Source organism: Azospirillum sp., from assembly GCF_050789165.1.
Genome location: NZ_JBOZRT010000155.1, coordinates 191,662 through 216,489, shown reverse-complemented (window position 1 = coordinate 216,489; position 24,828 = coordinate 191,662). Strand labels below are relative to the sequence as shown.

The window sequence follows — 24,828 nt, the reverse complement described above, 5'->3', positions numbered from 1 at the left end:
TCCTTCATGGGACCAGTGTGGAGCCGGATTGACAGGGAGGGACTTATGCCGACGTCCATCGACTCCGCCGCGCTGGCTGCCCTGATCGAGGATGGGCACGCCCCGCTGATCCTCGACGTGCGCCGCGAGCCGGCCTACGCGCAGGCCGGCGGCACGCTGCCCGGCGCGTTGCGCCGCACGCCGGAGGATGTCGCCACCTGGGCACCGGACCTGGAGATCGGGCGGACCGTCGTCGTCGCCTGCGTGCATGGGCACGAGGTGAGCCAAGCCGTGGCGGCGGCGCTGGCGGACCGCGGGCTGGACGCGCGGTACCTGATGGACGGCGTCGAGGGCTGGCGGGAGGCCGGCCGGCCGCTCGCCGCCAAGCCCGCCGCGCCGACGCGGTGGGTGACGCGGGAGCGGCCGAAGATCGACCGGCTCGCCTGCCCCTGGTTGATTCGCCGCTTCGTCGATCCGGACGCGCGGTTCCTGTACGTGCCGGCCGAGGCGGTGCTGGAGACGGCGGAACGCACCGGCGCCACGCCCTTCGACGTGCCCGGCGTGCACTACGGCCATCATGGCGATCGGTGCAGCTTCGACGCCTTCGTGACCGACTGCGGCATCGAGGATCCGGCGGTGCACGCCATGGCCGCCATCGTGCGCGGCGCCGACACCGGCGCGCTCGGCCTGACGCCGCAGTCGGCGGGGCTGTTCGCGCTGTCGCGCGGGCTGGGGCTGGTGTTCGACGACGATCAAACGCTGTTGCGGCACGGCTTGGTGCTGTACGACGCTCTCTATCGCTGGTGCAGGACCGAGGGGACGGCATGAGGGACGACGCGAACGCACCGGTCACCTTCCGCGAGGCGTTGCGGGTGTGGGCGCGCGTCGGGCTGCTCAGCTTCGGCGGGCCGGCCGGGCAGATCGCCACCATGCACCGCATCCTGGTGGAGGAGAAGCGCTGGATCGGCGAGGCGCGGTTCCTGCACGCGCTGAACTTCTGCATGCTGCTGCCGGGGCCGGAGGCGACGCAGCTCGCCACCTACGTCGGCTGGCTGCTGCACGGCACGCGCGGCGGCGTGGCGGCCGGCGTGCTGTTCGTGCTGCCGGGCTTCTTCGTGATCCTGGCGCTGAGCACGCTGTACGCGATGGGCAGCGACCTCGCGCTGGTGCAGACGCTGTTCTACGGCCTCAAGGCCGCGGTGTTCGCCGTGGTGGTCGAGGCGCTGCTGCGCATCGGTAAGCGGGCGCTGAAGGGGCGCGTGCACGTCGCGCTGGCGGCGCTGGCCTTCGTGGCGATCTTCGCGCTGGGCCTGCCGTTCCCGCTGATCGTGCTGCTGGCCGGGCTGATCGGGCTGGCCGGCGTGCGGGTGTGGCCGGGGGTGTTCGCGCCGGCGTCCGGCAATGGCGCGGAGGCCGACGACCGTCTCGCCGTCGGCACCATGGCGCCGGGCGACTCGCGCGGGCTGGGGCGCTCGCTGCACGTGGTGGCGGTGTGGTGCGCCTTGTGGGTCGCGCCGGTGCTGGCGCTGGCCGCGGTGTTCGGGAGCGGCAGCATCTACCCGGACATCGGCATCGTGTTCAGCCAGGCGGCGATGGTGACTTTCGGCGGCGCCTACGCGGTGCTCGCCTATATCGCGCAGGCGGCGGTGGGCACGCTGGGCTGGCTCAGGCCGGGCGAGATGGTGGACGGGCTGGCGCTTGCCGAGACGACGCCGGGGCCGCTGATCCTGGTGCTGACCTTCGTCGGCTATCTGGCGGCGTTCCGCGACCCGGGCGGGGTGGCGCCGCTGCTGGGCGGGTTCATCGGCGCGGGGCTGACGACGTGGGTCACCTTCGTGCCGTGCTTCCTGTGGATCTTCCTCGGCGCGCCGTACATCGAGGCGCTGCGGCACAGCCGGGCGCTGGCCGGCGCGCTGACGGCGATCACCGCGGCGGTCGTGGGGGTGATCCTCAACCTCACGGTCTGGTTCGGCCTGCACGTGGTGTTCCGCGAGGTCGGCGAGGTGGCCGGGATTCCCTGGCCGGTGTGGGGGACGGTGGACGGGTGGGCGTTGCTGCTGTCGGCGGGGGCGATGGTCGCGGTGCTGCGGTTCCACGTCGGCATCGTGTGGACGCTGGCCGGGTGCGCAGCGGCGGCTGTTGTGGTGCGGATGGTGCTCTGACTCAGGCGGCGGCCCGCACCGCCTCGATCAGCGCCCGCACCCCAGCCTCCAGCCGCTCGAACGCCAGCCCGCCGGCGCGGTCGGTGCAGTGCTCGGGCAGGGGCGGGACGTGGATGAAGGCAACGGGCGTGTCCAGCCCGCGCATCGCCACCGCGTGCAGCGCGCGGTAGTACAGGTGGTTGCAGACGTAGCCGCCGGCGTCGTCGCTGACGTCCACCGGCACGCCGGCCGCCTCCAGCGCCTGCACCAGCACGGGCGCCGGGAAGCCGCAGGCGTAGGAGGGCGGAGCGTCCTCCAGGATCACCACGCCCTGGCGCACGAGCCCGGTGTTGTCGGCCTGCTCGGTCTCGTCGCGGTTCCAGGCGACGCGCTCAACCAGCACCACGTCGGTCTTGGCGGCGAGGCCAAAGCACAGCACGGCGGCCGGCTCGTGCTTGTCCAGAAGATCCTCGAAGGCGTCGCCGGAGGTGCCGTACTCCACCGGCAGGGTGGCGGTGACCACCCCCTCCATCCCGGCCAGCCGCTCCATCAGCAGCATCGTCGGGTTGACCACGTTGCTGCCGAAGGGCTGGAAGCCGGTGAGGAGGATGGGCGCGGTCATTGCGGTCTTCCGGTCAGGGGCGCAGCAGGCCGATGATGTCCTTCACCTCGGCGAGGTGCTTGGACGCGATGGCCTCGGCGCGCTCGCCGCCCTTGCGCAGCAGGCGGTCGATCTCCGCCTTGTCGGCGAGCAGTTCGTTCATCCGCTGGGTGATGGGCGCGAGGTGCGCCACCGCGGCGTCGAGCAGCGCCGTCTTGAACTGCGAGAACTGCGCGCCGGCGAAGCGCTGGATCGCCTGCTCGCGGGTCTCGCCGGACAGCGCCGCGTAGATGGTCACGAGGTTGTCGGCCTCCGGACGCTTCTCCAAATCCTCCAGGGTGTCCGGCAGCGGCTCGGGATCGGTCTTCGCCTTGCGGATCTTCTGGGCGATGGTGTCGGCGTCGTCCGTCATGTTGATGCGGCTGTACTCGGACTCGTCCGACTTGCTCATCTTCTTGGTGCCGTCGCGCAAGCTCATGACGCGCGTCGCCTCGCCGAGGATCTGCGGCTCGGGCAGCGGGAAGAACTCGGTGTCGTAGTGCCGGTTGAAGGCACCGGCGATGTCGCGGGCCAGCTCCAGGTGCTGCTTCTGGTCCTCGCCGACCGGCACGTGCGTCGCCTTGTACAGCAGGATGTCGGCCGCCATCAGCACCGGGTAGGAGTAGAGGCCGAGGTTGGCCATCTCGCGGTGCTTGCCGGCCTTCTCCTTGAACTGCGTCATGCGGTTCAGCCAGCCCAGCGGCGTGTAGCACGACAGGATCCACGACAGCTCGGAATGCCCGGCGACGAAGGACTGGTTGAACAGGATGTTCTTGTCCGGGTCGATGCCGGCCGCGATGTAGGCGGCGGCGACCTCGCGGATGTTGTTGCGCAGGACCTCCGGCTGCTGGTCGATGGTCAGCGCGTGCAGGTCGACGACGCAGAAGATGCACTCGTACTCGTTCTGCAGCGCCACCCAGTTGCGCAGCGCGCCGAGGTAGTTGCCGAGGTGCAGTTGGCGGGTCGGCTGCATGCCGGAGAAGATGCGGTTCACAGAAGGGGCCCTCTCGCTGCGCTCGAGACGTGTGGGAGGCGGTTTTATGGGACGGCCCGGCGCGCGGGTCAAGGTGTGTGGGCGGTGGACGCCACGGCACGCCGCCCCGCCAGCGCCTTCAGGTCGCTCAGGTCCGTCCCGCCGGTGAGGTGCGCCAGCGCGAAGAACAGCCCGCCACCGCCCGCCACCAGCAGCGCGAGCGCGCCGAAGCGCACCGTCGTCGCCCCTGCCTCCAGCGCCGGCGCCAATCCCACCATGCCCGCCAGCAGCCCGGCCCCCATGCCCAGCGCCGCCAGCGCGATGCGCGGGGCTCGGCGCTTGAGGCGGGCGTCCACGTCGAACCGGCCGTGGCGGTGCAGGCCCCAGGCGAGCCAGCCGGCATTCAGCCACGCCGCCACGCCGGTCGCCAGCGCGATGCCGACGTGCCCCAGGACGGGGATCAGCGCCAGCGCCAGCGCGAGGTTGGCCGCCGTCATGGCGATGGCGGCGCGCACCGGGGTGGCGGTGTCGTGGCGGGCGAAGTGGGCGGCGCTCAGCACCTTCACCAGCACCGCGGCGGGGATGCCGGCGGCGTAGGCGGCCAGCGCCTGGGCGGTCGCCGTGGTCTCGGCCAGGCCGAAGGCGCCGCGCTGGAACAGCACGGCGATGATCGGATGGCCGGCCACCGCCAGCGCCGTCGCCGCCGGCAGGCCCAGCAGCAACGCGTACTCCAGCGCGCGGCTGATGTGGGCGCGCACCGCGCCGTCGTCGCCGGCCGCGACGTGGCGCGACAGCACCGGCAGCAGCGCCGTGCCGATGGCGATGCCGATGATGCCCAGCGGCATCTGGTTCAACCGGTCGGCGTAGTAGAGGAACGACACCGCGCCGCTGGGCAGCAGCGAGGCCAGGATCATGTTGATGAACAGGTTCACCTGCACCGCCCCGGCGCCCAGCGCCCCCGGCCCGACCAGCCGGAACAGGCGGCGCACGCGCTCGCTCAGCCGCGGCGGCCGCAGGCGCAGCGCGATCCCCTCGCGCCGGCACGCCCAGGCCATCCAGGCGAGCTGCACGGCGCCCGACAGCGTCACCGCCGCCGCCATCGCGGTGCCGGGTTGCAGCCCCAGCGGCGGGGCCAGCAGCATGGCCGCGATCAGCGTCAGGTTGAAGGCGATGGGCGCCGCCGCGAACGGCCCGAAGCGGTCGAGCGCATTGAGCACCCCGCCCAGCAAGGTCACCAGCGAGATCAGCACCAGATAGGGGAAGGTCAGCCGCGCCATGTGGACGGCCAGCGCGAACTTCTCCGGCTCGTCGGCGAAGCCGGGGGCCAGCAGGTGCATCAGCGCCGGCATGCCCAGCACCGCCAGGACGGCGAAGGGCACGAGCACGCTCAGCAGCACGCCCAGCGCCTCCTCGGCGAAGGTCACGGCGGCGGCGCGGCCGTGGCGCTGCAGCTCGGCGCTGAACAGCGGCACGAAGGCGACGGAGAAGGCGCCCTCGGCGAACAGGCGGCGGAACAGGTTGGGCAGCTTGAGCGCCACGAAGAAGGCGTCGGCCGCCGGCCCGGCGCCCAGCACGGCGGCGGTCAGGATGTCGCGGGCGAAGCCGGCCAGCCGGCTCACCATGGTCAGGCCGCCGACGGTGGCGATGGCGCGGGCGAAGCTCATGCCCAGGGGTATAGCGGCGAACGCCCGGGCCGGAAAGCCGCGCGGACGGGGAACATGGATCGCGCCCGCCTGTTTCTACCGGAATCAGCGCCGGCTCTTCCGGCGAGTCCGATCGCCAGGGTGCCTGTTTGTCGATGCAGCCCGCCGCCGCTTTCCTCGTCGATTTCCAGAGCGCCGACGATATCGCGCGCAAGCGCCAAGCGCTGCAGGGCTGGAGCGAGAGCCTCCTGCGCGCCGTGCTCACCCGCAACCACCTGGAGCTGATCAACGAGACCGACAGCCTGCGCTGCCGGCGGATCCTGTCCGGCTCGATCCTGATCCGCTGCGAGCTGACGCGGCGGCGGACGGGAGCGGCCTTGGGTGATCCGACGGTGGCAGGGGAGCGGCCGGACGGGTCGGTGGTGCGGTTCGCTTAGCGATCGGAGATGTCGGCCCCCTCCCTAGCCCTCCCCCGCTTCGCGGTGGAGGGAACTCCGCCGCTCTGCCCCCTCCACCGCGAGAGCGGGGGAGGGATGGGGAGGGGGCAGTAAGCCTTCTTACTCCGCCCGCGCCGTCTCGGCGAAGAACGCCTCGGTCACCACCACGGCGGTCGCCAGGGCCGCCCACAGCTCGCCGGGGATGGCGGTGTCCGCGGTGACGGAGACGATCAGCCCGACCACGCCGGCCCACAGCGCCGAGAACAGCGCCGCGCCGCCGGCCGCCAGGGCGCGGCCATGCGCACCGCTGCGCATGGTGCGGTAGGACAGCACGCCGGGTGCGGCGACCGACAGGGCGATGAGGAACTGCGCGTACAGCATCGCCTCAGTCCGCCGCGTCGACCGGGCGGGAGCGGCGCACCGCCGGCACCGGGGCCTGCAGTGGCGGCTCGCCGGCGGGGTCGGCGAGGGCGTGCAACAGCCGCTCGCGGATCTGCGCCAGCTTGCTGTCGTGCGTCACCTTCAGGCCGAACACGTCCTTCACGTAGAAGACGTCGATGGCCTTCTCGCCGTAGGTGGCGATCTTCGCCGAGGAGATCTGCAGCGACAGGTTCGACAGCGCGCGCGTCACGTCGTACAGCAGGCCCGGGCGGTCGCGGCCGTTCACCTCGATCACCGTGTGGGTGGTTGAGGCGGCGTTGTCGATCAGCACGCGCGGCGGCACGTGGAAGACGCGCGTCCGGCTGGTCATCGGCGAGCGGCGGTTCGCCAGCTCCTGCAAGGGCTTGAGCTGGCCGGCCAGAACCCTCTCGATGGTCACCGACAGCTTGGCCAGCTTGTCGCCGCCCTCGAAGGCGCCGCCCACCGCGGCGTCCTGCACCGAGAAGACGTCCAGCGCCATGCCGTTGGTCATGGTGAAGATCTTCGCGTCGACGATGTCCGCCCCGCTCGCCGCCAGCGCCCCGGCGAGGCGCGAGAACAGGCCGTGGTGGTCGGTGGCGTAGATCGTCACCTCGGTGATGGCGCGGCCGCGGTCGACCCGCGTCTCGACCGTCAGCGGGCGCTGGTCGCGCTCGGCGCTGCGGATCAGGCGGGCGTGGCGGCCCAGCGTGTCGGTGTCGAAGCTCAGCCAGTAGGCGGGGTAGCCCAGCGTCAGGTGGGTGTCGGTCTCCGCCGGCTCGAAGTCGGCCAGCTCTTCGCGCAGCGCCGCCTGCGCCGCCTGGATGCGCCGCTCGCGCCCCGCCACCGACAGACCGCCGGACATGATTTCTTCGGAACGGTTGTACAGCTCGCGCAGCAGCGTGGCCTTCCAGTTGTTCCAGCGCTGCGGGCCGACGGCGCGGATGTCGGCGACGGTGAGCACCAGCAGCAGCCGCAGGCGCTCCGGCGACTGCACCAGCGCCACGAAGTCGCGGGCGGTCTTCTCGTCCTCCAGGTCGCGCTTGAAGGCGACCTGCGACATGGCGAGGTGCCAGCGCACCAGCCACGCCACCGTCTCCGTCTCCTCCGCCGTGAGGCCGAGGCGCGGGCACAGCTTCTCCGCCACGCGCGCACCCAGCACCGAGTGGTCGCCGCCGCGGCCCTTGGCGATGTCGTGCAGCAGGACGGCCACGTAGAGGGCGCGGCGCGACACCACCTTGTGGATCACCTCCGACGACAGCGGCAGCTCGTCCGCCAGCTCGCCCTGCTCGATCTTGTGCAGGATGCCGATGGCGAACAGCGTGTGCTCGTCCACGGTGAACACGTGGTACATGTCGTACTGCATCTGCGCCACGACGCGCCCGAAGTCGGGCACGAAGCGGGCCAGCACGCCGGCCTCGTTCATGCGGCGCAGGGCCAGCTCCGGGTCCTTGGGGCCGGTCAGCATCTCCAGGAACAGCCGGTTGGCTTCCGGGTCGTTGCGCACCTTGGGGCCGAGCGCCGTGAGCGAGCGGGTGATCGAGCGCAGGGCGTTCGGGTGGATGTCCAGGTCGTTCAGCTGCGCCACGTGGAACAGCCGGATCATGTCGATCGGGTGTTCACGGAACTGCTTGTCGTCGCGCACGTTCAGGCGCTCGCCGTCGAGGACGAAGCCGTCGATGTCCTTGCGGCGGGTCAGCGCGGCGAGGCGCAGGATGTTGAACTTGGGTGGGCGTTTCGACTCCGCCTCCAGCGCCGCGCAGAAGATGCGCGTCAGGTCGCCGACGTCCTTGGCGACCAGGAAGTAGTGCTTCATGAAGCGTTCCACGCCCTTGGTGCCGGCGTGGTCGGTGTAGCCCATGCGGGCGCCGATCTCCGACTGCACGTCGAAGGTCAGGCGGTCCTCCATGCGGCCGGTCAGGTAGTGCAGGTGGCAGCGCGCGGTCCACAGGAAGTTCTGCGCCTTGGCGAAGCGCTGCGCCTCCTCGGGCAGCAGGACGTTCTTGCCGACCAGTTCGTCGGCCTCGTCGGCGCGGTACAGGTACTTGCCGATCCAGAACAGCGTCTGCAGGTCGCGCAGGCCGCCCTTGCCGTCCTTCAGGTTCGGCTCCAGCACGTAGCGGCTGTCGCCGAGCTTCTGGTGGCGGGAGTCGCGCTCGGCCAGCTTGGCCTCGACGAACTCCTGGCCGGACCCGGAGACGACCTCCTTGTCGAAGCGCTTCTTCAGCTCCTGGAACAGCTTGCGCGGGCCCCAGAGGTAGCGCGACTCCAGGATCGCCGTGCGGATGGTGACGTCGGCCTTGGACTGCCGGATGCAGTCGTCGACGCTGCGCACCGCGTGGCCGACCTTCAGGCCGAGGTCCCACAGGACGTACAGCATGTACTCGACCACCTGCTCGACCCGCGGCGTGCGCTTGTAGGGCAGCAGGAAGAGCAGGTCGATGTCGGAGAACGGCGCCAGCTCGCCACGGCCGTAGCCGCCGGTGGCGACGATGTCGAACTGCTCGCCCAGCGTCGGGTTGGCGGACGGGAAGATGTGCGTCAGCGTGAAGGCGGCCAGCGTGCGGATCAGCCGGTCGGCGAGGTAGCAGTTCTGCCGCACGCATTCCTCGCCGGAGCCACCCTGCTCGAACCGGGCGCGCACCTCGGCCCGGCCGCGGGTCAGCGCGCCGCGCAGGCACGCGATGACATGCGGGCGCACCTTGTCGCCGGTGCCGTGCTCCTCGACCAGCGCGTCCAGCTCCTCCATCAGCTTGGCCTTGGAGATGATGGCGCGGCGGTTCGGGATCTCCTGGGGCGGTGCGGCGGGGGCGGCGGCGCGGGGCGACAGCATCAGGGCGGGCTTTCCAGGCGGTGCGGACGATTCGCACTATAGACGGATTCGCCTGGGGGTGCACGGGCGTCGGCGGGGCGCGGAATTCACCGGTCAGACCCGCAAAGTTCGCGGGGCGCCTCGTCCCTCCTCAACGGCTTGGTAAGCCTTTTGGCGTATATCTATGGCTCATGGCGATAAACGCCGGAGTGCGTACAATGCTCGTTACCCTCGCTCCCACGCCGCGGGACCACACAGGCGGCGGCCTGCGCATCGGATCTCCGCTCCTCGAAATCGCGCAGGCCATCAACCGGGACTGCCCGAACGACGTGGTCGTCGAAGTGCTCGACGCGCACGGGCGCCGCGAGGCCGTGTTCGGCGACGAGCAGGACTACGGGTCGATCGACCTGTTCTGACGCTTCGGCTCAGCGCCGGACGCGCGACAGACGGCGCGCGTTGGCGCGGGCGCGGCGGTGGAAGGCCGGCAGGCCGGCGCCGGCCAGGCTGGCCGCGGATTCCACGAAATGCATGCCGGCGTTCATGCCGGCGCTCATGCTCTCTTCCCACCAGCGCTGCTGCACGGTGACCAGATCGAGCGGCGAGCGGCAGGTGCCCAGGCTGGCCATCGCCAGCGTCGCCGCCTGCACCGGGCCGGTGAACAGCGCCAGCCATGCGTGCTGAAGCTCGGCGACGCCGACCGCCATGGCGGAGGTCGCCTCGGCCACGGCCTCGACCTTTTCCGCGCCCATGCGGACGAACTCGGGATCGGTGGCCGACAACGGGTCGGTCAATGTGCCGGCCATCATCGCCGTTCGGTAGCCGATGGTGCGCGCCGCGGCGACGCCCATCTCGCCGTGCTTGCCGGCGGTCTTCGCCAGTTCGTTCACCACCGCCGCCATCCGGGTGGCGTGACCCGCAGGGTTGGCTCGCCGAGCCGCCATGTGTACCGTCCTTGTGCGCTGCAACAGAAAGCCCCTCCCCAACGCTGAAGGATGGGGAGGGGTTCCGCAGCGACGGGTTCTACGCCGAACGCAGGGCGCGGTCCAGATCCTCGACGATGTCCTGCGGATCCTCCAGGCCGACCGACAGGCGGATCAGGTCGGGGCGGATGCCGGCCTTGGCCTTGTCCTCCGGCGCCACCTTGGCGTGGGTGGTGGTGTCGGGGTGGGTGATCAGGCTCTTGGCGTCGCCCAGGTTGTTGGAGATCAGCACCATCCGCAGGTCGTTCATGAAGCGGAACGATTCGTCCCGGCCGCCCTTGATGCGGAAGGCGACCATGGTGCCGCCGCCGGTCATCTGCCGGCGCGCCAGATCGTGCTGCGGGTGGCTGGGCAGGGTGGGGTAGAGCACCTGCGTCACCTTCGGGTGGGTGGACAGGAACTCCGCCACCTGGGTGGCCGCCTGGGTCTGGGCGTTGACGCGCAGTTCCAGCGTCTCCAGGCCCTTGAGCAGGACCCAGGCGTTGAACGGGCTGATGGTCGGGCCGGTGTGGCGGACGAAGGGGTGGATCACCTCCGTGCCGAACTTGGCGTCGGACAGGATGATGCCGCCCAGGCAGCGGCCCTGGCCGTCGATGTGCTTGGTCGCTGAATAGACGACGACGTCGGCGCCGAACTCCAGCGGGCGCTGCGCCACCGGCGTGGCGAAGGCGTTGTCCACCACCACCTTGGCCCCGGCCTTGTGGGCGAGGTCGCACACCGCCTTGATATCGACGATCTCCAGCCCCGGGTTGGAGGGGGTCTCCAGGAACACCGCGGCCGTCGGCTGGGACAGCGCCTCCTCCCAGGCCGCCGGATCGGTGCCGTCGATCAGGACGGGGACGATGCCGTAGCGCGGGCAGAGGTTCTTGACGATGTGCAGGCACGAGCCGAACAGCGCGAACGGTGCCACGATGCGGTCGCCGGCCTTGAGGAAACACAGGAGCGCCGCCGTCACCGCGGCCATGCCGGAGGTGGTGGCGTAGGCCCACTCCGCGCCCTCGTAAGCGGCGAGGCGGTCCTCGAACATGGCGCAGGTCGGGTTGCGGAAGCGCGAGTAGACCTGACGCTGGCCGTCGTTGAGGAAGGCGCTCTCCGCCTCCTCGGCCGAGGCGTAGACGAAGCCGGAGGTCTGGAAGATCGCCTCCGACGTCTCGTCGAAGCCGGAACGCTGGGTGCCGCCGTGCACCAGCTTGGAGCGCGGGCGCAGCCCGGCGACGTTGGGTTTGCGGGTATCGGTCCTGGCCATGGCCGCCTCTCTCCTGTTCCCGCGGCCGGGGGGCGTGCCGGCCGCACAAACAAAAAACGCCCCGACCGTCCACAGGTCGAGGCGCGGACGCGGCTCGGACCTCTTTAGCGGATTGTTTTACGTGGCCCGCAAGCCGGTCGCCCAAATCACCACGTGACGACGGTTTTAGGCCCGGCCACCGGGCGCGTCAAGCCTCCGTGCGGCAACGTCACGCAGGAGTATGCGCTCCGCGCCGCTTGTCACGGCTGGGTTGCCTGATCATAGAGGTGTGGCTCCTTACTCTCTGCGCCGGTGATGCCGTGCAGTACCGCAAGTTCCACGACCGCCATTTCACGCGGTTCGCCCTCGCCGGGCGCCTGACCGGCCAGGGCGGCGACGAGGTGCGCGACCTGATCGCCGACGTGAAACACGCCACCGACCGCCGTTGCGTGCTCGACCTGGGCGGGCTGGAGTTCATCGATTCCGCCGGCATCGGCATGCTGCTGGTGGTCAACGGCGAGGCGATCGCGGCCGGCAAGTCGGTCGCCATGCTGACCGGCGAGGGGCAGGTGCTGCGCGTGGTGACGCTGACCCGCATCGGCATGATCATCCCGCAGTTCGAGAGCCTGGACGCCTACGTGGCCTCCTGCGTGCCGGAGGAGGTGCTGGCCGAGCACCCCTGCGCCCCCGGCGAGAACCCGCTGGCCCTGGCGGCGCGGGCGCTGAAGGCCGACGCGGCGTAACCGCCCCTTACCCCTTCAGCAACCCGCGCAGCCGGTACAGCTCCTCCAGTGCCTGACGCGGCGTCAGGTCGTCGGGGTTGACGGCCTTCAGCGCCTCCTCCACGGCGGAGGGCTGCGGCGGTGCCGCGGCCGGAGCGGCCGGGGGCGGGCGCTTCTTTGCGGCGCTGAACAGCGGCAGATCCTCGGCGAGGCGGTGGATGGCGGCGTTCTGCTCGCCGGATTCGAGGATCTGCAGCACCTCCTCGGCACGGCCGACCACCGCCGCCGGCAGGCCGGCCAGCTTGGCGACATGGATGCCGTAGCTGCGGTCCGCTGCGCCGGAGGTCACCTCGTGCAGGAACACCACGTCGCCCTGCCACTCCTTGATGCGCATGGTGTGGCAGTTGAGCGCCGGCAGCTTGGAGGCCAGCATGGTCAGCTCGTGGTAGTGCGTGGCGAACAGCGCGCGGCAGCGGTTGACGTCGTGCAGGTTCTCCACGCACGCCCAGGCGATGGACAGGCCGTCGAAGGTCGCGGTGCCGCGGCCGATCTCGTCGAGGATGACCAGCGCCCGCTCGCCGGCCTGGTTCAGGATGGCGGCGGTCTCCACCATCTCCACCATGAAGGTGGAGCGGCCGCGGGCGAGGTCGTCGGCCGCGCCGACGCGGCTGAACAGCCGGTCGACCACGCCGATGTGCGCGTTGTCCGCCGGCACGAAGCTGCCCATCTGCGCCAGCACGGCGATCAGCGCGTTCTGGCGCAGGAAGGTCGATTTACCCGCCATGTTCGGGCCGGTCAGCAGCCACAGCCGGTTTTCCGGCGCCAGATCGCAGTCGTTGGCGACGAACGGGCCGGCGTTCTGGCTGTCCAGCACCGCCTCCACCACCGGGTGGCGGCCGCCCTTGATCGAGAAGGCGAGGCTGTGGTCCACCACCGGACGGTTGTAGCGCCGCTCCGCCGCCAGCTCGGCCAGCGACAGCGCCACGTCCAGCGCGGCCAGTGCGCGGGCGGCGTGCACGATGCGGTCGGCCTGGTCGGTGACCAGGGCGACCAGCTCCTCGAACAGGCCCATCTCCACGGCCAGCGCCTTGTCGGCCGCCTCGGAGATGCGGCGCTCCAGGTCCGACAGCTCGACCGTGCCGAAGCGCACGGCGTTCGCCATGGTCTGCCGGTGCATGAACAGCTCGCGGTTCTTGCCCGACAGCAGCTTGTCGGCGTGCGTCGCCGTCACCTCGATGTGGTAGCCGAGCACGTTGTTGTGCTTGACCTTCAGCGCCGGCACGCCGGCGAGGTCGGCGTACTTGGCCTGCAGGCCGGCGATCAGGCGGCGGCTCTCGTCGCGCAGCGTGACCAGCTCGTCCAGCGTGTAGGAATAGCCCGGCGCGATGAAGCCGCCGTCGCGCGCCAGAAGCGGCAGCTCCGGCGCCAGCGCCTGGGCCAGACGGTCCACCAGCTCGAAATGCTCGCCCAGGTTCCGCACGATGGCGCCCAGGCCGTCGGGCAGCAGCGGGAAGGTGCCGTGCAGCAGCGCCTTCACTTCGGCGGCGGCGCGCAGCCCGTCGCGTACGCAGGCGAGGTCGCGCGGACCGCCGCGGCCCAAGGACAGGCGGGACAGCGCGCGCTCCAGGTCCGGGCAGCGCTTCAGCACCTCGCGGGCGTCGGCGCGCAGCCGCTCCTCGGTCAGCGCGAACTCGACCATGTCCAGGCGCTTGGCGATCGCCGTCGGGTCGGTCAGCGGGGCGGACATGTGGATCGCCAGCATACGCGCCCCGGCGCCGGTCACCGTGCGGTCGATGGTGGCGAGCAGGCTGCCGCGCCGCTCGCCGGTCATCGTGCGGGTCAGCTCCAGGTTGCGCCGGGTCGCGGCGTCTATCTCCAGGACGGCGCCGGGGCCGACGCGGCGCGGCGGCGAGAGCCGCGGCATGCGGCCCTTCTGCGTCAGCTCGACGTAACCGACCAGCGCGCCGGCCGCCGCCACCTCCGAGCGCGTGAAGCCGCCGAAGGCGTCCAGCGTGCCGACGCCGTAGAGGGTCAGCAGGCGCTGCTTGCCGTTCTCGGAATCGAAGCGCGGGTTGGGCTGGACGGTCAGGCGCTCCTTCCACTCGCCCCACAGCTCGAACAGGTCGGGGTCCTGGCACAGGCGTTCGGGGACCAGCACCTCCTGCGGGTCGAGGCGGCCGAGCGCGGCGCCGAGACCCGCGCGGTCCACCGGCTGCACCACCACCTCGCCGGTCGACAGCTCAAGCCACGCCAGCCCGATGGATCCCGCCACCTCGGCCACCGCGGCCAGCCAGTTGGAGGAGCGCGCGTCGAGCAGCGTGTCCTCGGTCAGCGTGCCCGGCGTGACGATGCGGATGACGCCGCGCTTCACCACCGACTTGGAGCCGCGCTTCTTGGCTTCCGCCGGGTCCTCCATCTGCTCGCAGATGGCGACGCGGAAGCCCTGGCGGATCAGGCGCTGCAGGTAGTTCTCGTGGCTGTGCACCGGCACGCCGCACATCGGGATGTCCTCGCCCAGGTGCTGGCCGCGCTTGGTCAGCGCGATGTCCAGCGCCTGCGCGGCCTTCACCGCGTCGTCGAAGAACATCTCGTAGAAGTCGCCCATCCGGTAGAACAGCAGGCAGTCGGGGTGCGCCTGCTTGATCTCCAGGTACTGCGCCATCATCGGCGTGGCATCGGACGGGACGGAAACGGTGAGGTCGGACACGGGTTGAAACCGGCAGTGGGGGATGGGGCGGGGGCGTGACCCTATAGCACGGCGAGCGCTCTGGCGCACCGCCCCCGCAGGGGGCTAGAGTGGGCCACCGTAACGTCGTGAGGAGATGGCCGTGGCGCAAGCGTCCGATACCGCAAACCCGGGCGAAGTCCGCGAGGTCGTGGCCCTGTTCGAGACACGGGAGTCCTTCGACCGCGCCGTGGGCGCCCTGCTGGCGGCCGGCTTCGCGCGCGAGGACCTCAGCGTGCTGGCGAGCCACACGTCCCTGGAGGCGGCCGAGAAGCGCCCGTCCACCCCGCGCGACGAGGCGCTGACCGGCCTGGTGGGCGAGCTGAAATACGCCTTCCCGCTGACCACCGCCGGCCTGATCGCCATCGTCGGCGGCCCGATCACCGCCAGCGTGGCGGCGGTGGTGGCGGCCGGCATCGGCGGCATCGCCATCAAGGACTACCTGGACGAGCTGACCAGCCACCCGGAGACCGACGAGTTCGCCCGCGCGCTGGAGGCCGGCGGCGTCATCCTCTGGGTCCGCGTCGACAATCCCAACGCCGAGCTGGACGCCAGCGCCGTGCTGATGCGCGAAGGCGGCAAGAACGTGCACCTCGTCACGCGCGAGGAATAGGAAGCCATACCGGCGGGGCTCACCCGATTCCCTAAAATGTCGGGTGACTCCGGCCGGCGAATCCGTTATCGAGCGCCCAACCCGTACAGCGGATGAGCGCTCGTGATGCGAACCGTCACCATCGGTCTGCTGGTCGCCGGACTTGCCGGCGTCGCGGCCTGTACCCCCAATTACTCGCCGAACACCTACGGTGCCGGCTCCGTGCAGCAGGCGAACAAGGTCGAGCCGGGTGTCGTCGTCGGCTTCCGGCAGGTGGCGATCAGCGCCAGCGGCACGGTCGGCGCGGTCACCGGCGGTGCCGCCGGCGGCGTGCTGGGCTCGCAGAGCGGCAGCTTCGGCGTCAACGCGGCGCTGGGCGCGGTCGGCGGCACGGCGATCGGCAGCCTGATCGGCACGGCGGTGGAGCACGTCACCGGCGACACCACCGGCTGGGAATACATCGTCCGCAAGGCGAACGACGAACTGGTGTCGGTCACCCAGCGCGAGGAGAAGCCGATCCCGCTGGGCCAGAAGGTGCTGGTGATCACCGGCAGCCAGGCGCGCATCGTCGCCGACTACTCCACGCCGGTCGAGCCGGCGCCCGCCAAGGCGGTAGAGAAGCCGAAGGCGGAGGAGAAGCCGGTGGTGAAGGAGGAGACGGCGCCGCCCGCTCCCGCCGCGCCGCTCCCTTCCCCGGCCGCCAGCGCCGTGCCCGATCCCTTCGCGCCGGTGCCGCTGCCGGTCGAAGCCCCGCCCGCCGTCCCGCCGGCCCCGTGATCCCGGTCCGGGACACCGGCGCCTCCACCCGCAAAAAAAATCCGGCGGTCTGTCGATTCCGCGGACACCCGTTCGTCGTATGGTCGCGGGAGGCCGCAGTGGCCTCCACGGATCATAGGGAGACGAGACGATGCGTGTCATGGTGATGGTGAAGGCGACCGGCGACAGCGAAGCGGGCGTGATGCCCTCGGCGGAACTCCTCGAGGCCATGGGCCGCTACAACGAGGAATTGGCGAACGCCGGCGTCCTCCTGGCCGGCGAGGGCCTGCACCCGTCGAAGAAGGGCAAGCGCGTCGCCTTCGACGGCGCGGCGCGCACCGTCATCGACGGCCCCTTCGCGGAGACCCGCGAACTGGTCGCCGGCTTCTGGCTGTGGGAGGTCAAGGACATGGCCGAGGCGGTCGAGTGGGTGAAGCGCTGCCCCAACCCGATGCCCGGCCCGAGCGAGATCGAGATCCGCCCGGTGTTCGAGGCGGCCGACTTCGGCGACGCCATGACGCCGGAAGCCGCTGAGACGGAAGAGCGGATCCGCGGGAAGCTGGCCGGCCGCTGAGGCCACGCCCGTCGCCGCCGCGGCTTGCCCTGCCATCCGCCCGTCCCGTAAGCTGGGCGCGTGGCGGCGACGGACACCCATCAGGCGATCGAAGCGGTTTTCCGGATCGAACAGGTGCGGCTCATCGCCGGCCTCGTCCGGATGGTGCGCGACGTCTCCCTGGCGGAGGAACTGGCGCAGGACGCGCTGGTCGCCGCCCTGTCCGAATGGCCGAGGAGCGGAGTGCCGGCGAATCCCGGCGCCTGGCTGATGGCCACGGCCAAGCGCCGGGCCATCGACGGATTCCGCCGCGACCGCATGCGCGCGCGAAAGCACGCCGAGATCGGCCGGGACCTCGACGGCGAACCGGCGACCAGCGTCGAGGACATCGAGGCGGCCCTCGACGACCAGATCGGCGACGAGGTGCTGGGGCTGACCTTCATCGCCTGCCACCCGGTGCTGTCCCGCGAGGCGCGCGCCGCCCTCACGCTGCGCCTGATCGGCGGGCTGACCACGGACGAGATCGCCCGCGCCTTCCTTTCGACCGAGGCGACCGTCGCCCAGCGCATCGTCCGGGCCAAGAAGACGCTCGGCAAGGCCGGTGCCGCCTTCGAGGTGCCGCGCGGCGAGGACCGGAAAGCGCGCCTCGCCTCGGTGCTGGAGGTCGTGTACCTGATCTTCAACGAAGGGTACGCGGCCACCGCCGGCGAGGACCTGATCCGGCCGGGCCTGTGCGCCGAGGCGCGGCGGCTGGGCCGTATCCTCGCCCGCCTGACGCCCGAGGAGCCCGAGGTGTTCGGCCTGCTCGCGCTGATGGACATCCAGGCCTCGCGCCTGAACGCCCGCACGGCGCCGGACGGCTCGCTGGTTCCCCTGACCGAACAGAACCGCGCCCGGTGGGACCGGCTCCTGATCCGGCAGGGGCTGGACGCCCTGGCGCGCGCCGGAGCGTTGGGTGGCGCCGACGGCCCCTACGCCCTGCAGGCCGCGATCGCCGCCTGCCATGCGCGGGCGCGCACGATGGACGAGACGGACTGGGCCAGGATGGCCGCGCTCTACGATGCGTTGCGTGCGGTCATGCCGTCTCCGGTGGTGGACTTGAACCGTGCCGTGGCCCACAGCATGGCGTTCGGCCCGGAGGCCGGACTGGCACTCATCGACGAAATCGCCGGGGCCGCGGCCCTGCGCGGCTATGCGCCCCTGCCGGCGGCGAGGGGGGATTTTCTGTTCCGGGCCGGTCGGCTGGCCGAAGCCAGGGAGGAGTTCGAGCGCGCGGCCGCGCTCACCCGAAACGAGCGCGAGAGGGCCTTCCTCCTCGCACGGGCGGCGGCCTGCGGCGGTCGGGCCGGGCGAAGCTAGCCCGCATCCGGCAACCGCACCGTCACCCGCAAGCCGCCCAGCGCGTCGGCGTCCAGCGCCACGTTGCCGCCGTACAGCTCCACCACGTCGCGCACGATGGCGAGGCCGAGGCCGGAGCCGGGGGTCTGCTCGTCCAGGCGCTCGCCGCGGGCAAAGACGCGGTCGCGGGCGGCGGCGGGCAGGCCGGGGCCGTCGTCCTCGATGGTCAGCACGAAATCGCCATCGCGGCTCTCCGCCGACGCGCGGATGGCGCCGCCGGCCCACTTCACCGCGTTGTCCAGCAGGTTGCCGGCGATCTCGTCGAAGTCCTGCACCTCGATCGGGGCGAGCAGCGCGTCGTCCGCCTGCACCGTCACCGACACCGCGCGGTCCGGGTGGGCCAGCGTCGCGACGCGGCCCAGGGAGGACAGACGCGCGCGCGCCGGGGTGCGGCTGCCGCCCACCGTGCGGGCGGCGGCGCGCGCGCGCGCCAGATGGTGGTCGACATGGCGGCGCATCGCCTCGATGTCCTCCAGCACCGCGCTGCGCAGCGCCGGGTCGGCCGTCTGCATGCGGTTGCGCAGCACGCTCAGCGGCGTCTTCAGCGCGTGCGCGAGGTTGCCGGCCTGGGTGCGGGCGCGCGCCACCACGGCGGCGTCGTGCGCCAGCACGGCGTTGAAGTCGTCCACCAGGGGCTGCACTTCGGTCGGCCAGGTGCCCTCGATGCGTTCCGCGGCACCCCGGCGCAGCCGGGCCAGCGCAGCGCCGAGCCGGCCGAGCGGGCGCAGACCCAGCGTCACCTGCGCCAGCGCCGCCGTCAGGATGCCCGCGGCGATCACCGCCAGCGAGGCGGCGAGCGCGCGGCCGAACTGCTCGGCCGGCCGGTCCAGTTCGGCGCGGTCGGCGGCGACGGCGACGCGCAGCGGCTCGCCGGCGGGCGGCTCGACGATGCGCTCGACCACCAGCAGCGGCCGGTCGCGCGGGCCGATGACCTGGTGCCGGTGCAACTCGCCGTCGCCCGGCTCGTCCTGCGGCAACGGCAGCGCCACGTCCCACAGCGAGCGCGAGCGCAACGGCTCGCCCGGCTGGTCGATCTGCCAGTACAGGCCGGAGAACGGCTTGGTGAATCGCGGGTCGCTCAGCGGGCGGACGGTCGGCGGGCCGTCCGCCGGGAAGTCCAGGTTGGCGAGCAGCTGGTCGAGGTGGGTGGCCAGCGTCGCTTCGACCTGCTGCTGCAGGTGGCTGCGGAACAGCGCCGTCAGCGCCAGCCAGGACCCGGCCATGGCGACCGCCAGCCACAGCCCGGCGCCGATCAGCAGGCGGGCGCGCAGCGAGCGCGGCATGGCGACATGCAAAAGCGGAAGCGGCATCACCCGCCGCCCAGGCGGTAGCCGGCGCCGCGCACCGTCTCGACGAAGCCGTCGCCAAGCTTGCGGCGCAGGCGGCCGACGAACACCTCGATGGTGTTGCTGTCGCGGTCGAAGTCCTGGGCGTAGATGTGCTCGGTCAGTTCCGTCTTCGAAACGATCTGCCCGGGATGATGCATGAGGTAGGACAGCACGCGGAACTCGTGCGCCGTCAGCTTGACCGGCACGCCGTTCAGCGTGACGCGCCCGGTGCGCGTGTCGAGCCGCACCGGGCCGTGCGTCAGCTCCGGCGAGGGTTGGCCGCTGGCCCGACGGATCAGGGCGCGGACGCGGGCGACCACCTCCTCCATGTGGAAGGGCTTGCCGAGGTAGTCGTCGGCGCCGGCGTCGATGCCCTCGACGCGCTCGGTCCAGCTGTTGCGGGCGGTGAGCACCAGCACCGGCACGGTCACCCCATCGGCCCGCCAGCGCTTCAGCACCGTCAGGCCGTCCATCACCGGCAGGCCGAGGTCGAGCACCACCGCGTCGTACGGTTCGGTGCCGCCAAGGTGCAGCGCGTCCTCGCCGTTGTCGGCGCGGTCCACGGCGTAGCCGGCCGCCTCCAGGCTGTGCGCCAGCTGTTCCGCCAGCTCGGCGTCGTCCTCGACCACAAGAATGCGCATGTCAGTGCCTGCCCCGCCGGCCCAGGCCGGCCCCTTTCGCCTTCAGCACCTCGGCCGTGGCGGCGTCCAGCTTCACCTCGATGATGCGGCCGTCCGACGCCAGCAGCTTCACCTCGTAGAGCCACCGGCCGTCGTCCTCGTCCAGCTCGACCTCCAGGACGCTGCCGCCGAACTGCGCTTCCACCGTGTCGAGGATGCGGCGCAGGGGCAGGACCTTTCCCTCCTCGACCGCGCGGCGGGCGTGGTCGTGGTCGCGGTCGGCGAGCACCGGCATGGGAGCCGCGAGCACGGCGCCGGCGAGGAGGAGGGTAAGGATCCGCATGGTCGGCATGCTGCTCCAAACAAGCTGAACGCCGGCTGAACGGCCGCTTCAGGCCCGGTTCAGCGGCGGGGGTGCATCGTGCCTCCACCATTCACCAAGTCCAAGGAGCAGACAATGCGTTTCGGAATCGCCGCCGCCGCCCTTCTCGCCGCCGGCCTCGCCACCGCCGCCTACGCGCAGCAGGCGCAGCAGCCGCAGACGACGGTGGCCGCAGACACCCTGTCGGTCCGCGCCATCCTCGACAAGGTCGAAGCGCAGGGCTACCGCGACATCTCCGAGGTGGAGCGGGAGGATGGCCAGTACGAGGTGAAGGCCACCGACGCCGAGGGGCGCAAGGTCAAGATCAAGCTCGACGCCCGCACCGGAGAGGTCGTCAAGGCCGAGCGGAAGTAGGTTCTACTCGACGCCGGCGGCCACCAGCAGGGCCTTGGCCTCCGGCGAGCCGAGGAAGCGGACGAAGGCGCGGGCGCCCTCCGGGTTGGGGGCGCCCGCCAGCGCCGCGGCGGCGTAGCGGGTGACGTTCTGCACCTCGGCCGGCAGCGGGCCGACGAAGGTCAGGCCCTTCCCGCGGTACAGCATGATCTCGGTGATGGCGCCGAAGCCGACCTCGGCGCCCTTTCCTTTGATCAGGTGCTCCATAACGGCGGCGCCGTCGGGGTAGCGGGTGGTCTTGGCCTTGGCCTCGTCCCACAGGCCGAGCTTCTGCAGCAGGCCCTCGACGTAGACGCCGGTGGAGGCCTGGTTGAAGACCAGCGACTCCGCGCCGCGCACGCCGGCCTTCAGCGCCTCGGCGCTGGAGACGTCGGGCTTCGGAGCGCCGTCGCGCACCGCCACGCCGACGCCGACCTTTCCGACCTCGGCGCGGACGTCCGGCATGAGCTTCGCCGCCGCCTCGTCGAGCACCGCGGGCGGGGCGAGCAGCACGTCGGCGACCTCACCGTCGGCGATCTTCTTGCGCAGCGCCGGGGCGGTGGCGAAGCGGACCGTCACGGCGTCGCCGGTCTGCCGCTTGTAGGCGTCGGCCACGGCCATGAGCCCTGGCTCGACCGCGCCGGCGCTGAGCACCTGGACTTCGCCAGCCAGGGCGGGTGTGGAGAAGGCGAGGAGCGCGGCGGTGATCCAGGTCTTCATGGTGCCCCCGATACGTTGTTCCCTCTCCCCTCTGGGGAGAGGGTTAGGGTTAGGGTGAGGGGGATGCCGGGGAACCGGGAACAGCCGCAACGCAGGGCCCCCTCACCCAGCCCTCTCCCCAGAGGGGAGAGGGTTTGTTACGCCTTGTTCGCCTTATGCCGCCGCTCGATGGCGTCCCACAGGGTCACTTCCAGCTGCACGCCGTTCAGGCGGTTGATCTCCTGGATGCCGGTGGGGGAGGTGACGTTGATCTCGGTCATGTAGTCGCCGATCACATCGATGCCGACGAAGACCAACCCCTTCTCGCGCAGCACCGGGCCGATGGCGGTGCAGATCTCCTGCTCGCGTGGGGTCAGCTCGGTCTTCCTGGCGCTGCCGCCGGCGTGGAAGTTGGCGCGCGCCTCGCCCTCCTGCGGCATGCGGCTGACGGCGCCGGCCGGCTCGCCGTCGATCAGGATGATGCGCTTGTCGCCCTGGCGGATCTCGGGCAGGTACTTCTGCACGATCACCGGCTCGCGGTAGAGCTGGGTGAACAGCTCCAGCAGCGAGCCCAGGTTCTCGTCGTCCGGCTTCAGGTGGAAGACGCCGGCGCCGCCGTTGCCGAACAGCGGCTTGACGATGATGTCCTTGTGCTGCGCGCGGAAGTCGAGGATCGCCTGCTTGTCGGACGTGATCAGCGTCGGCGGCATCAGGTCGGGAAACTTGGTGACGAACAGCTTCTCCGGCGCGTTGCGCACCTCGGCCGGGTCGTTCAGCACCAGCACCTTGGGCTGGACGTGCTCCAGCATGTGGGTGGCGGTGATGTAGGCCATGTCGAAGGGCGGGTCCTGGCGCATCAGGATGATGTCCAGGGTGGACAGGTCGGTCAGCGCCGCCTCGCCCAGCGTGTAGTGCGCGCCGCGCTTGCGCTCCACCGTCAGCGGGCGGACGCGGGCGGTCAGGGTGTTGCCGGTCAGCGACAGGTCGCGCGGGTGGTAGTGGAACAGCCGGTGGCCGCGCCGCTGCGCCTCCAGCGCCATCATGAAGCTGGAGTCCGTGTCGATGTTGATGGACTCGATGGGATCCATCTGAAGCGCGACGGCGAGGCTCATAGACGGTGTCTCCGGAAATCCGCTGCGGTTGGTGGGATGGCTTGAACTCTCCCGATCTCGTCATCCCCGCTTTCGCGGGGATGACGGCCATAAGGATGTGTCGGTTCACGCCATCCCGCAAATCGTTTCAGTCCAAACGGTTCTTGAGCTGCTGGATCAGCATGGCGGCCTGGTGCAGCTGCTGGTCGCTGCCGCCCAGGCGCATGAAGGTCTCGAGCGCGGCGATGGCCTCGTCCAGGTTGCCGCGGTGGGCTTCCAGCAGGCCGGTCTCGCGCCACAGCGCCGGCTCCTCCGGCGCCATCAGGCGCATGGCGTCCAGCACGTCGAGCGCCTGCGCCACGTCGTTGGCCGAGAGGTGGCGGAGCTTCAGGTTGTTCTGCAGGCGCAGCAGGATGTCGCGGTTGCCGACCGCCTGGTAGTAGGCGGGCTCCAGCTCCGCCGCGGTGCCGGCGGTGGCCTTGATCAGCTCGCGCAGGTCGACGACCGTGCGCACCTGCCCGCCGTTGAAGGGGTCGAGGATGGCGCGCTCGCCGTCCACCTCCAGGCGCACCAGGAAATGGCCGGGGAAGTTCAGCCCCACCATGTCCCAGCCCATGGAGCGCGCGGCGTGCAGGTACAGGATGCCCAGCGCCACCGGCAGCCCCTTGCGGCGGTCGATGACCCGCAGCAGGTTGGCGTTCTGCAGGTCGTCGTAGGTCTGGTCGTCGCCGCTGTAGCCGTGGCGGTCGATGACCACCTCGTGCAGCAGGGCGATGCGCGATTCCAGGCAATCGGTGTCGGGGTCGAAGCGTTCGGCCATGTCGCGGGCCAGCGCCGCGAGGTGGCGGCGGTAGCGGTCGAGCGGCTGGTCGGGACGGTCGAGCGCGCCGAGCGCCAGCGCACCTTCGGCGAGGTCGACGTCCTCGTCGCTCTGGGCGCCGATGCGGCGCAGGATCTCGCGGGCTTCCAGGCGGCTGCTCAAAGGACCGGTCCTTACGCTCGTTGCCGGTGGTCTCACCCCTTATAACCGCCAGGCGTCCACCAAGTGGCGCGGCAGGGCATAAGGCGTAACCAGCATCACGTCGAAGCGCAAGGTCAACCCGGCGTATTGCGGGTTGGCGCCCAGGAAGACGTGCGCCGCCCTTGAGAGCCGGCCGAGCTGCCGGGCGCCCAGCGCCTCGCTGGCGCTCTGCCAGTCGCGCCGGGCCTTCACCTCGATCACCGCCAGCGTGTCGCCGCGCCTGGCCACGATGTCGATCTCGCCCAGCGGCGTCTTCAGCCGGGTGGCCAGGATCCGGTAGCCCTTCAGGCGCAGCATGCCGCGGCACAGCGCCTCGGCGAAGCGGCCGAAACTCTCGCTCTTGCGGCGGCGCTCGTCGGTCACGGTCATCGCCCGCCCTCCCGCGACAGTTCCAGCGCGCGGGCGTAGACGTCCCGTTTCGGCCGGCCGGTCATCAGCGCAACCTCCGCCGCGGCGTCGCGCACCGACAGGCGGGACAGCGCGTCGCGCAGCGCGGAGTCGACGTCCACCGCCTGCGCCTCCGCCTCGGCGCCGGGCGGGGCGACGACGACGACGACCTCGCCCTTCGGCGGGCCGGCGGAGTCGTAATGCGCGGCGAGGTCGGGCAGCGGGCCGCGCCGCACCTCCTCGTACAGCTTGGTCAGCTCGCGGGCCACGGCGGCCTCGCGGGGGCCGAGCACGGCGGCCATGTCGGCCAGCGATTCGGCGAGGCGCTGCGGCGACTCGTAGAACACCAGCGTCGCCGGGACGGAGGCCACTTCACCGAGGGAGGTGCGGCGTGCGGCGCTCTTGTTGGGCAGGAAGCCGGCGAACAGGAAACGGTCGCTGGGCAGGCCCGACAGCACCAAGCCGGCCAGCGCCGCCGACGGGCCGGGCAGGGCGGTGACCGGCACCCCGGCCTCGACGCAGGCGCGCACCAGCTTGTAGCCGGGGTCGGAGACCAGCGGCGTGCCGGCGTCGGACACCAGCGCGATGGTTTCACCCGCCTGCATGCGGCCGATCAGGACCGGGCGCATCTTCGCTGCGTTGTGTTCATGGTAGGACACCAGCGGCGTCGCCACGCCGTGGATGCCCATCAGCTTGGAGGTGACGCGGGTGTCCTCGCAGGCGATGGCGTCGGCGCGCTTCAGCGTGTCGAGCGCCCGCAGCGTGATGTCGGCCGCGTTGCCGATGGGCGTAGCGACGACATACAGCCCGGCGGTCGGTTTACTTGCACGGCCGCTGCCGCTACCTTCACCCTGGCTTTGGGCGCCATGCCCTTGGGGCCTGGGATCAGGATTGGAGACCTTCGGTGGCACGACTGGCGACACCTTTCTCGCGCGCTCTGCGGTCGCGGCTTG

Annotated in this window: 26 protein-coding genes and 1 riboswitch; of the genes, 10 read left to right on the top strand and 16 right to left on the bottom strand. The window is 71.3% G+C overall.

Annotated features, from left to right (window positions below; all coding sequences use genetic code 11):
• Positions 1–45: 45 nt before the first annotated feature.
• Complete coding sequence (locus tag ACRWK7_RS33010) at positions 46–807, top strand: chromate resistance protein ChrB domain-containing protein (RefSeq protein ID WP_431861742.1); 762 nt, start codon at positions 46–48, stop codon at positions 805–807.
• A complete protein-coding gene (gene chrA / locus ACRWK7_RS33005) occupies positions 804–2,141 on the top strand; it encodes a chromate efflux transporter (protein ID WP_431861740.1) in 1,338 nt (445 codons plus the stop codon). Before ACRWK7_RS33010 ends, chrA begins: the two co-directional genes overlap by 4 nt.
• 1 nt (position 2,142) lies before the next feature.
• Here chrA and ACRWK7_RS33000 read toward each other — a convergent pair whose 3' ends face one another.
• From ACRWK7_RS33000 to murJ, 3 genes are all read right to left on the bottom strand, one after another.
• Positions 2,143–2,742 carry a pyrrolidone-carboxylate peptidase gene (locus ACRWK7_RS33000; RefSeq protein WP_431861738.1) on the bottom strand — a complete coding sequence of 200 codons (600 nt, stop codon included), beginning with the start codon at positions 2,740–2,742 and terminating at the stop codon, positions 2,143–2,145.
• 13 nt (positions 2,743–2,755) lie between these two features.
• The gene (gene trpS, locus ACRWK7_RS32995; RefSeq protein ID WP_431861737.1) at positions 2,756–3,754 is read right to left on the bottom strand and encodes a tryptophan--tRNA ligase; all 999 of its coding nucleotides are present in this window, start codon (positions 3,752–3,754) and stop codon (positions 2,756–2,758) included.
• Positions 3,755–3,822: 68 nt separating this feature from the next.
• Entirely contained in the window at positions 3,823–5,397 is a 1,575-nt protein-coding gene (gene murJ / locus ACRWK7_RS32990) for a murein biosynthesis integral membrane protein MurJ (protein ID WP_431861735.1), read from the bottom strand.
• A 128-nt stretch (positions 5,398–5,525) separates the two neighbouring features.
• On the opposite strand from murJ, the gene ACRWK7_RS32985 reads away from it, so the two are divergent.
• Positions 5,526–5,813 (top strand): hypothetical protein, encoded by a 288-nt coding sequence (locus ACRWK7_RS32985; RefSeq protein ID WP_431861733.1) that lies wholly within the window; start codon positions 5,526–5,528, stop codon positions 5,811–5,813.
• Between the two features lie 120 nt (positions 5,814–5,933).
• On the opposite strand, the gene ACRWK7_RS32980 is transcribed toward ACRWK7_RS32985, so the two are convergent.
• Together ACRWK7_RS32980 and ACRWK7_RS32975 are read right to left on the bottom strand one after the other, a co-directional pair.
• Positions 5,934–6,194 carry a hypothetical protein gene (locus ACRWK7_RS32980; RefSeq protein WP_431861732.1) on the bottom strand — a complete coding sequence of 87 codons (261 nt, stop codon included), beginning with the start codon at positions 6,192–6,194 and terminating at the stop codon, positions 5,934–5,936.
• Between the two features lie 4 nt (positions 6,195–6,198).
• Entirely contained in the window at positions 6,199–9,045 is a 2,847-nt protein-coding gene (locus tag ACRWK7_RS32975; RefSeq protein WP_431861730.1) for a [protein-PII] uridylyltransferase, read from the bottom strand.
• Between the two features lie 197 nt (positions 9,046–9,242).
• On the opposite strand from ACRWK7_RS32975, the gene ACRWK7_RS32970 reads away from it, so the two are divergent.
• Positions 9,243–9,440, top strand: a complete 198-nt coding sequence (locus ACRWK7_RS32970; protein WP_431861728.1) for a hypothetical protein — start codon at positions 9,243–9,245, stop codon at positions 9,438–9,440.
• Positions 9,441–9,449: 9 nt separating this feature from the next.
• Here ACRWK7_RS32970 and ACRWK7_RS32965 read toward each other — a convergent pair whose 3' ends face one another.
• Both ACRWK7_RS32965 and metZ read right to left on the bottom strand, forming a co-directional pair.
• Positions 9,450–9,965 (bottom strand): phasin family protein, encoded by a 516-nt coding sequence (locus tag ACRWK7_RS32965; protein WP_431861727.1) that lies wholly within the window; start codon positions 9,963–9,965, stop codon positions 9,450–9,452.
• A gap of 79 nt (positions 9,966–10,044) precedes the next feature.
• The gene (gene metZ / locus ACRWK7_RS32960; RefSeq protein WP_431861725.1) at positions 10,045–11,250 is read right to left on the bottom strand and encodes an O-succinylhomoserine sulfhydrylase; all 1,206 of its coding nucleotides are present in this window, start codon (positions 11,248–11,250) and stop codon (positions 10,045–10,047) included.
• Positions 11,251–11,333: 83 nt separating this feature from the next.
• Positions 11,334–11,413: riboswitch (SAM riboswitch) on the bottom strand.
• A gap of 136 nt (positions 11,414–11,549) precedes the next feature.
• Here metZ and ACRWK7_RS32955 point away from each other — a divergent pair.
• Positions 11,550–11,972, top strand: a complete 423-nt coding sequence (locus ACRWK7_RS32955; protein ID WP_431861723.1) for an STAS domain-containing protein — start codon at positions 11,550–11,552, stop codon at positions 11,970–11,972.
• A gap of 7 nt (positions 11,973–11,979) precedes the next feature.
• Here ACRWK7_RS32955 and mutS read toward each other — a convergent pair whose 3' ends face one another.
• Positions 11,980–14,616, bottom strand: coding sequence for a DNA mismatch repair protein MutS (mutS, locus tag ACRWK7_RS32950; RefSeq protein ID WP_431861809.1), 2,637 nt, complete (start codon positions 14,614–14,616; stop codon positions 11,980–11,982).
• A 163-nt stretch (positions 14,617–14,779) separates the two neighbouring features.
• Here mutS and ACRWK7_RS32945 point away from each other — a divergent pair, with 163 nt between their 5' ends.
• The 4 genes from ACRWK7_RS32945 (at position 14,780) to ACRWK7_RS32930 (ending at position 17,936) form a co-directional block, all read left to right on the top strand.
• Positions 14,780–15,289 carry a hypothetical protein gene (locus ACRWK7_RS32945; protein ID WP_431861722.1) on the top strand — a complete coding sequence of 170 codons (510 nt, stop codon included), beginning with the start codon at positions 14,780–14,782 and terminating at the stop codon, positions 15,287–15,289.
• A 105-nt stretch (positions 15,290–15,394) separates the two neighbouring features.
• A complete protein-coding gene (locus tag ACRWK7_RS32940; RefSeq protein ID WP_431861720.1) occupies positions 15,395–16,045 on the top strand; it encodes a hypothetical protein in 651 nt (216 codons plus the stop codon).
• Between the two features lie 130 nt (positions 16,046–16,175).
• Positions 16,176–16,598: a YciI family protein gene (locus ACRWK7_RS32935; RefSeq protein ID WP_431861718.1), complete on the top strand. Its 423-nt coding sequence runs from the start codon at positions 16,176–16,178 to the stop codon at positions 16,596–16,598.
• Positions 16,599–16,658: 60 nt separating this feature from the next.
• On the top strand, positions 16,659–17,936 hold the full coding sequence (locus ACRWK7_RS32930) for an RNA polymerase sigma factor (RefSeq protein WP_431861716.1): 1,278 nt from the start codon (positions 16,659–16,661) through the stop codon (positions 17,934–17,936).
• On the opposite strand, the gene ACRWK7_RS32925 is transcribed toward ACRWK7_RS32930, so the two are convergent.
• The 3 genes from ACRWK7_RS32925 to ACRWK7_RS32915 are packed head-to-tail and all read right to left on the bottom strand — an operon-like array spanning position 17,933 to position 20,266.
• Positions 17,933–19,285, bottom strand: a complete 1,353-nt coding sequence (locus ACRWK7_RS32925; protein WP_431861714.1) for an ATP-binding protein — start codon at positions 19,283–19,285, stop codon at positions 17,933–17,935. The genes ACRWK7_RS32930 and ACRWK7_RS32925 overlap by 4 nt on opposite strands.
• Entirely contained in the window at positions 19,285–19,944 is a 660-nt protein-coding gene (locus ACRWK7_RS32920) for a response regulator transcription factor (protein WP_431861712.1), read from the bottom strand. The genes ACRWK7_RS32925 and ACRWK7_RS32920 overlap by 1 nt, the downstream gene beginning before the upstream one ends.
• A gap of 1 nt (position 19,945) precedes the next feature.
• Positions 19,946–20,266: a PepSY domain-containing protein gene (locus ACRWK7_RS32915; RefSeq protein WP_431861710.1), complete on the bottom strand. Its 321-nt coding sequence runs from the start codon at positions 20,264–20,266 to the stop codon at positions 19,946–19,948.
• 114 nt (positions 20,267–20,380) lie between these two features.
• Here ACRWK7_RS32915 and ACRWK7_RS32910 point away from each other — a divergent pair, with 114 nt between their 5' ends.
• Positions 20,381–20,659: a PepSY domain-containing protein gene (locus tag ACRWK7_RS32910; RefSeq protein ID WP_431861708.1), complete on the top strand. Its 279-nt coding sequence runs from the start codon at positions 20,381–20,383 to the stop codon at positions 20,657–20,659.
• Positions 20,660–20,662: 3 nt separating this feature from the next.
• Here ACRWK7_RS32910 and ACRWK7_RS32905 read toward each other — a convergent pair whose 3' ends face one another.
• The 5 genes from ACRWK7_RS32905 to rsmI all read right to left on the bottom strand — a co-directional run bounded on the left by ACRWK7_RS32905 (position 20,663) and on the right by rsmI (position 24,786).
• Positions 20,663–21,397, bottom strand: coding sequence for a molybdate ABC transporter substrate-binding protein (locus ACRWK7_RS32905; RefSeq protein WP_431861706.1), 735 nt, complete (start codon positions 21,395–21,397; stop codon positions 20,663–20,665).
• Between the two features lie 137 nt (positions 21,398–21,534).
• Positions 21,535–22,488 (bottom strand): glutathione synthase, encoded by a 954-nt coding sequence (gene gshB, locus ACRWK7_RS32900; RefSeq protein ID WP_431861705.1) that lies wholly within the window; start codon positions 22,486–22,488, stop codon positions 21,535–21,537.
• Between the two features lie 127 nt (positions 22,489–22,615).
• Positions 22,616–23,449 (bottom strand): SirB1 family protein, encoded by an 834-nt coding sequence (locus ACRWK7_RS32895; protein WP_431861703.1) that lies wholly within the window; start codon positions 23,447–23,449, stop codon positions 22,616–22,618.
• A 39-nt stretch (positions 23,450–23,488) separates the two neighbouring features.
• On the bottom strand, positions 23,489–23,857 hold the full coding sequence (locus ACRWK7_RS32890; protein WP_431861701.1) for a YraN family protein: 369 nt from the start codon (positions 23,855–23,857) through the stop codon (positions 23,489–23,491).
• Positions 23,854–24,786: a 16S rRNA (cytidine(1402)-2'-O)-methyltransferase gene (rsmI, locus tag ACRWK7_RS32885; protein ID WP_431861699.1), complete on the bottom strand. Its 933-nt coding sequence runs from the start codon at positions 24,784–24,786 to the stop codon at positions 23,854–23,856. The genes ACRWK7_RS32890 and rsmI overlap by 4 nt, the downstream gene beginning before the upstream one ends.
• Positions 24,787–24,828 lie beyond the last annotated feature (42 nt).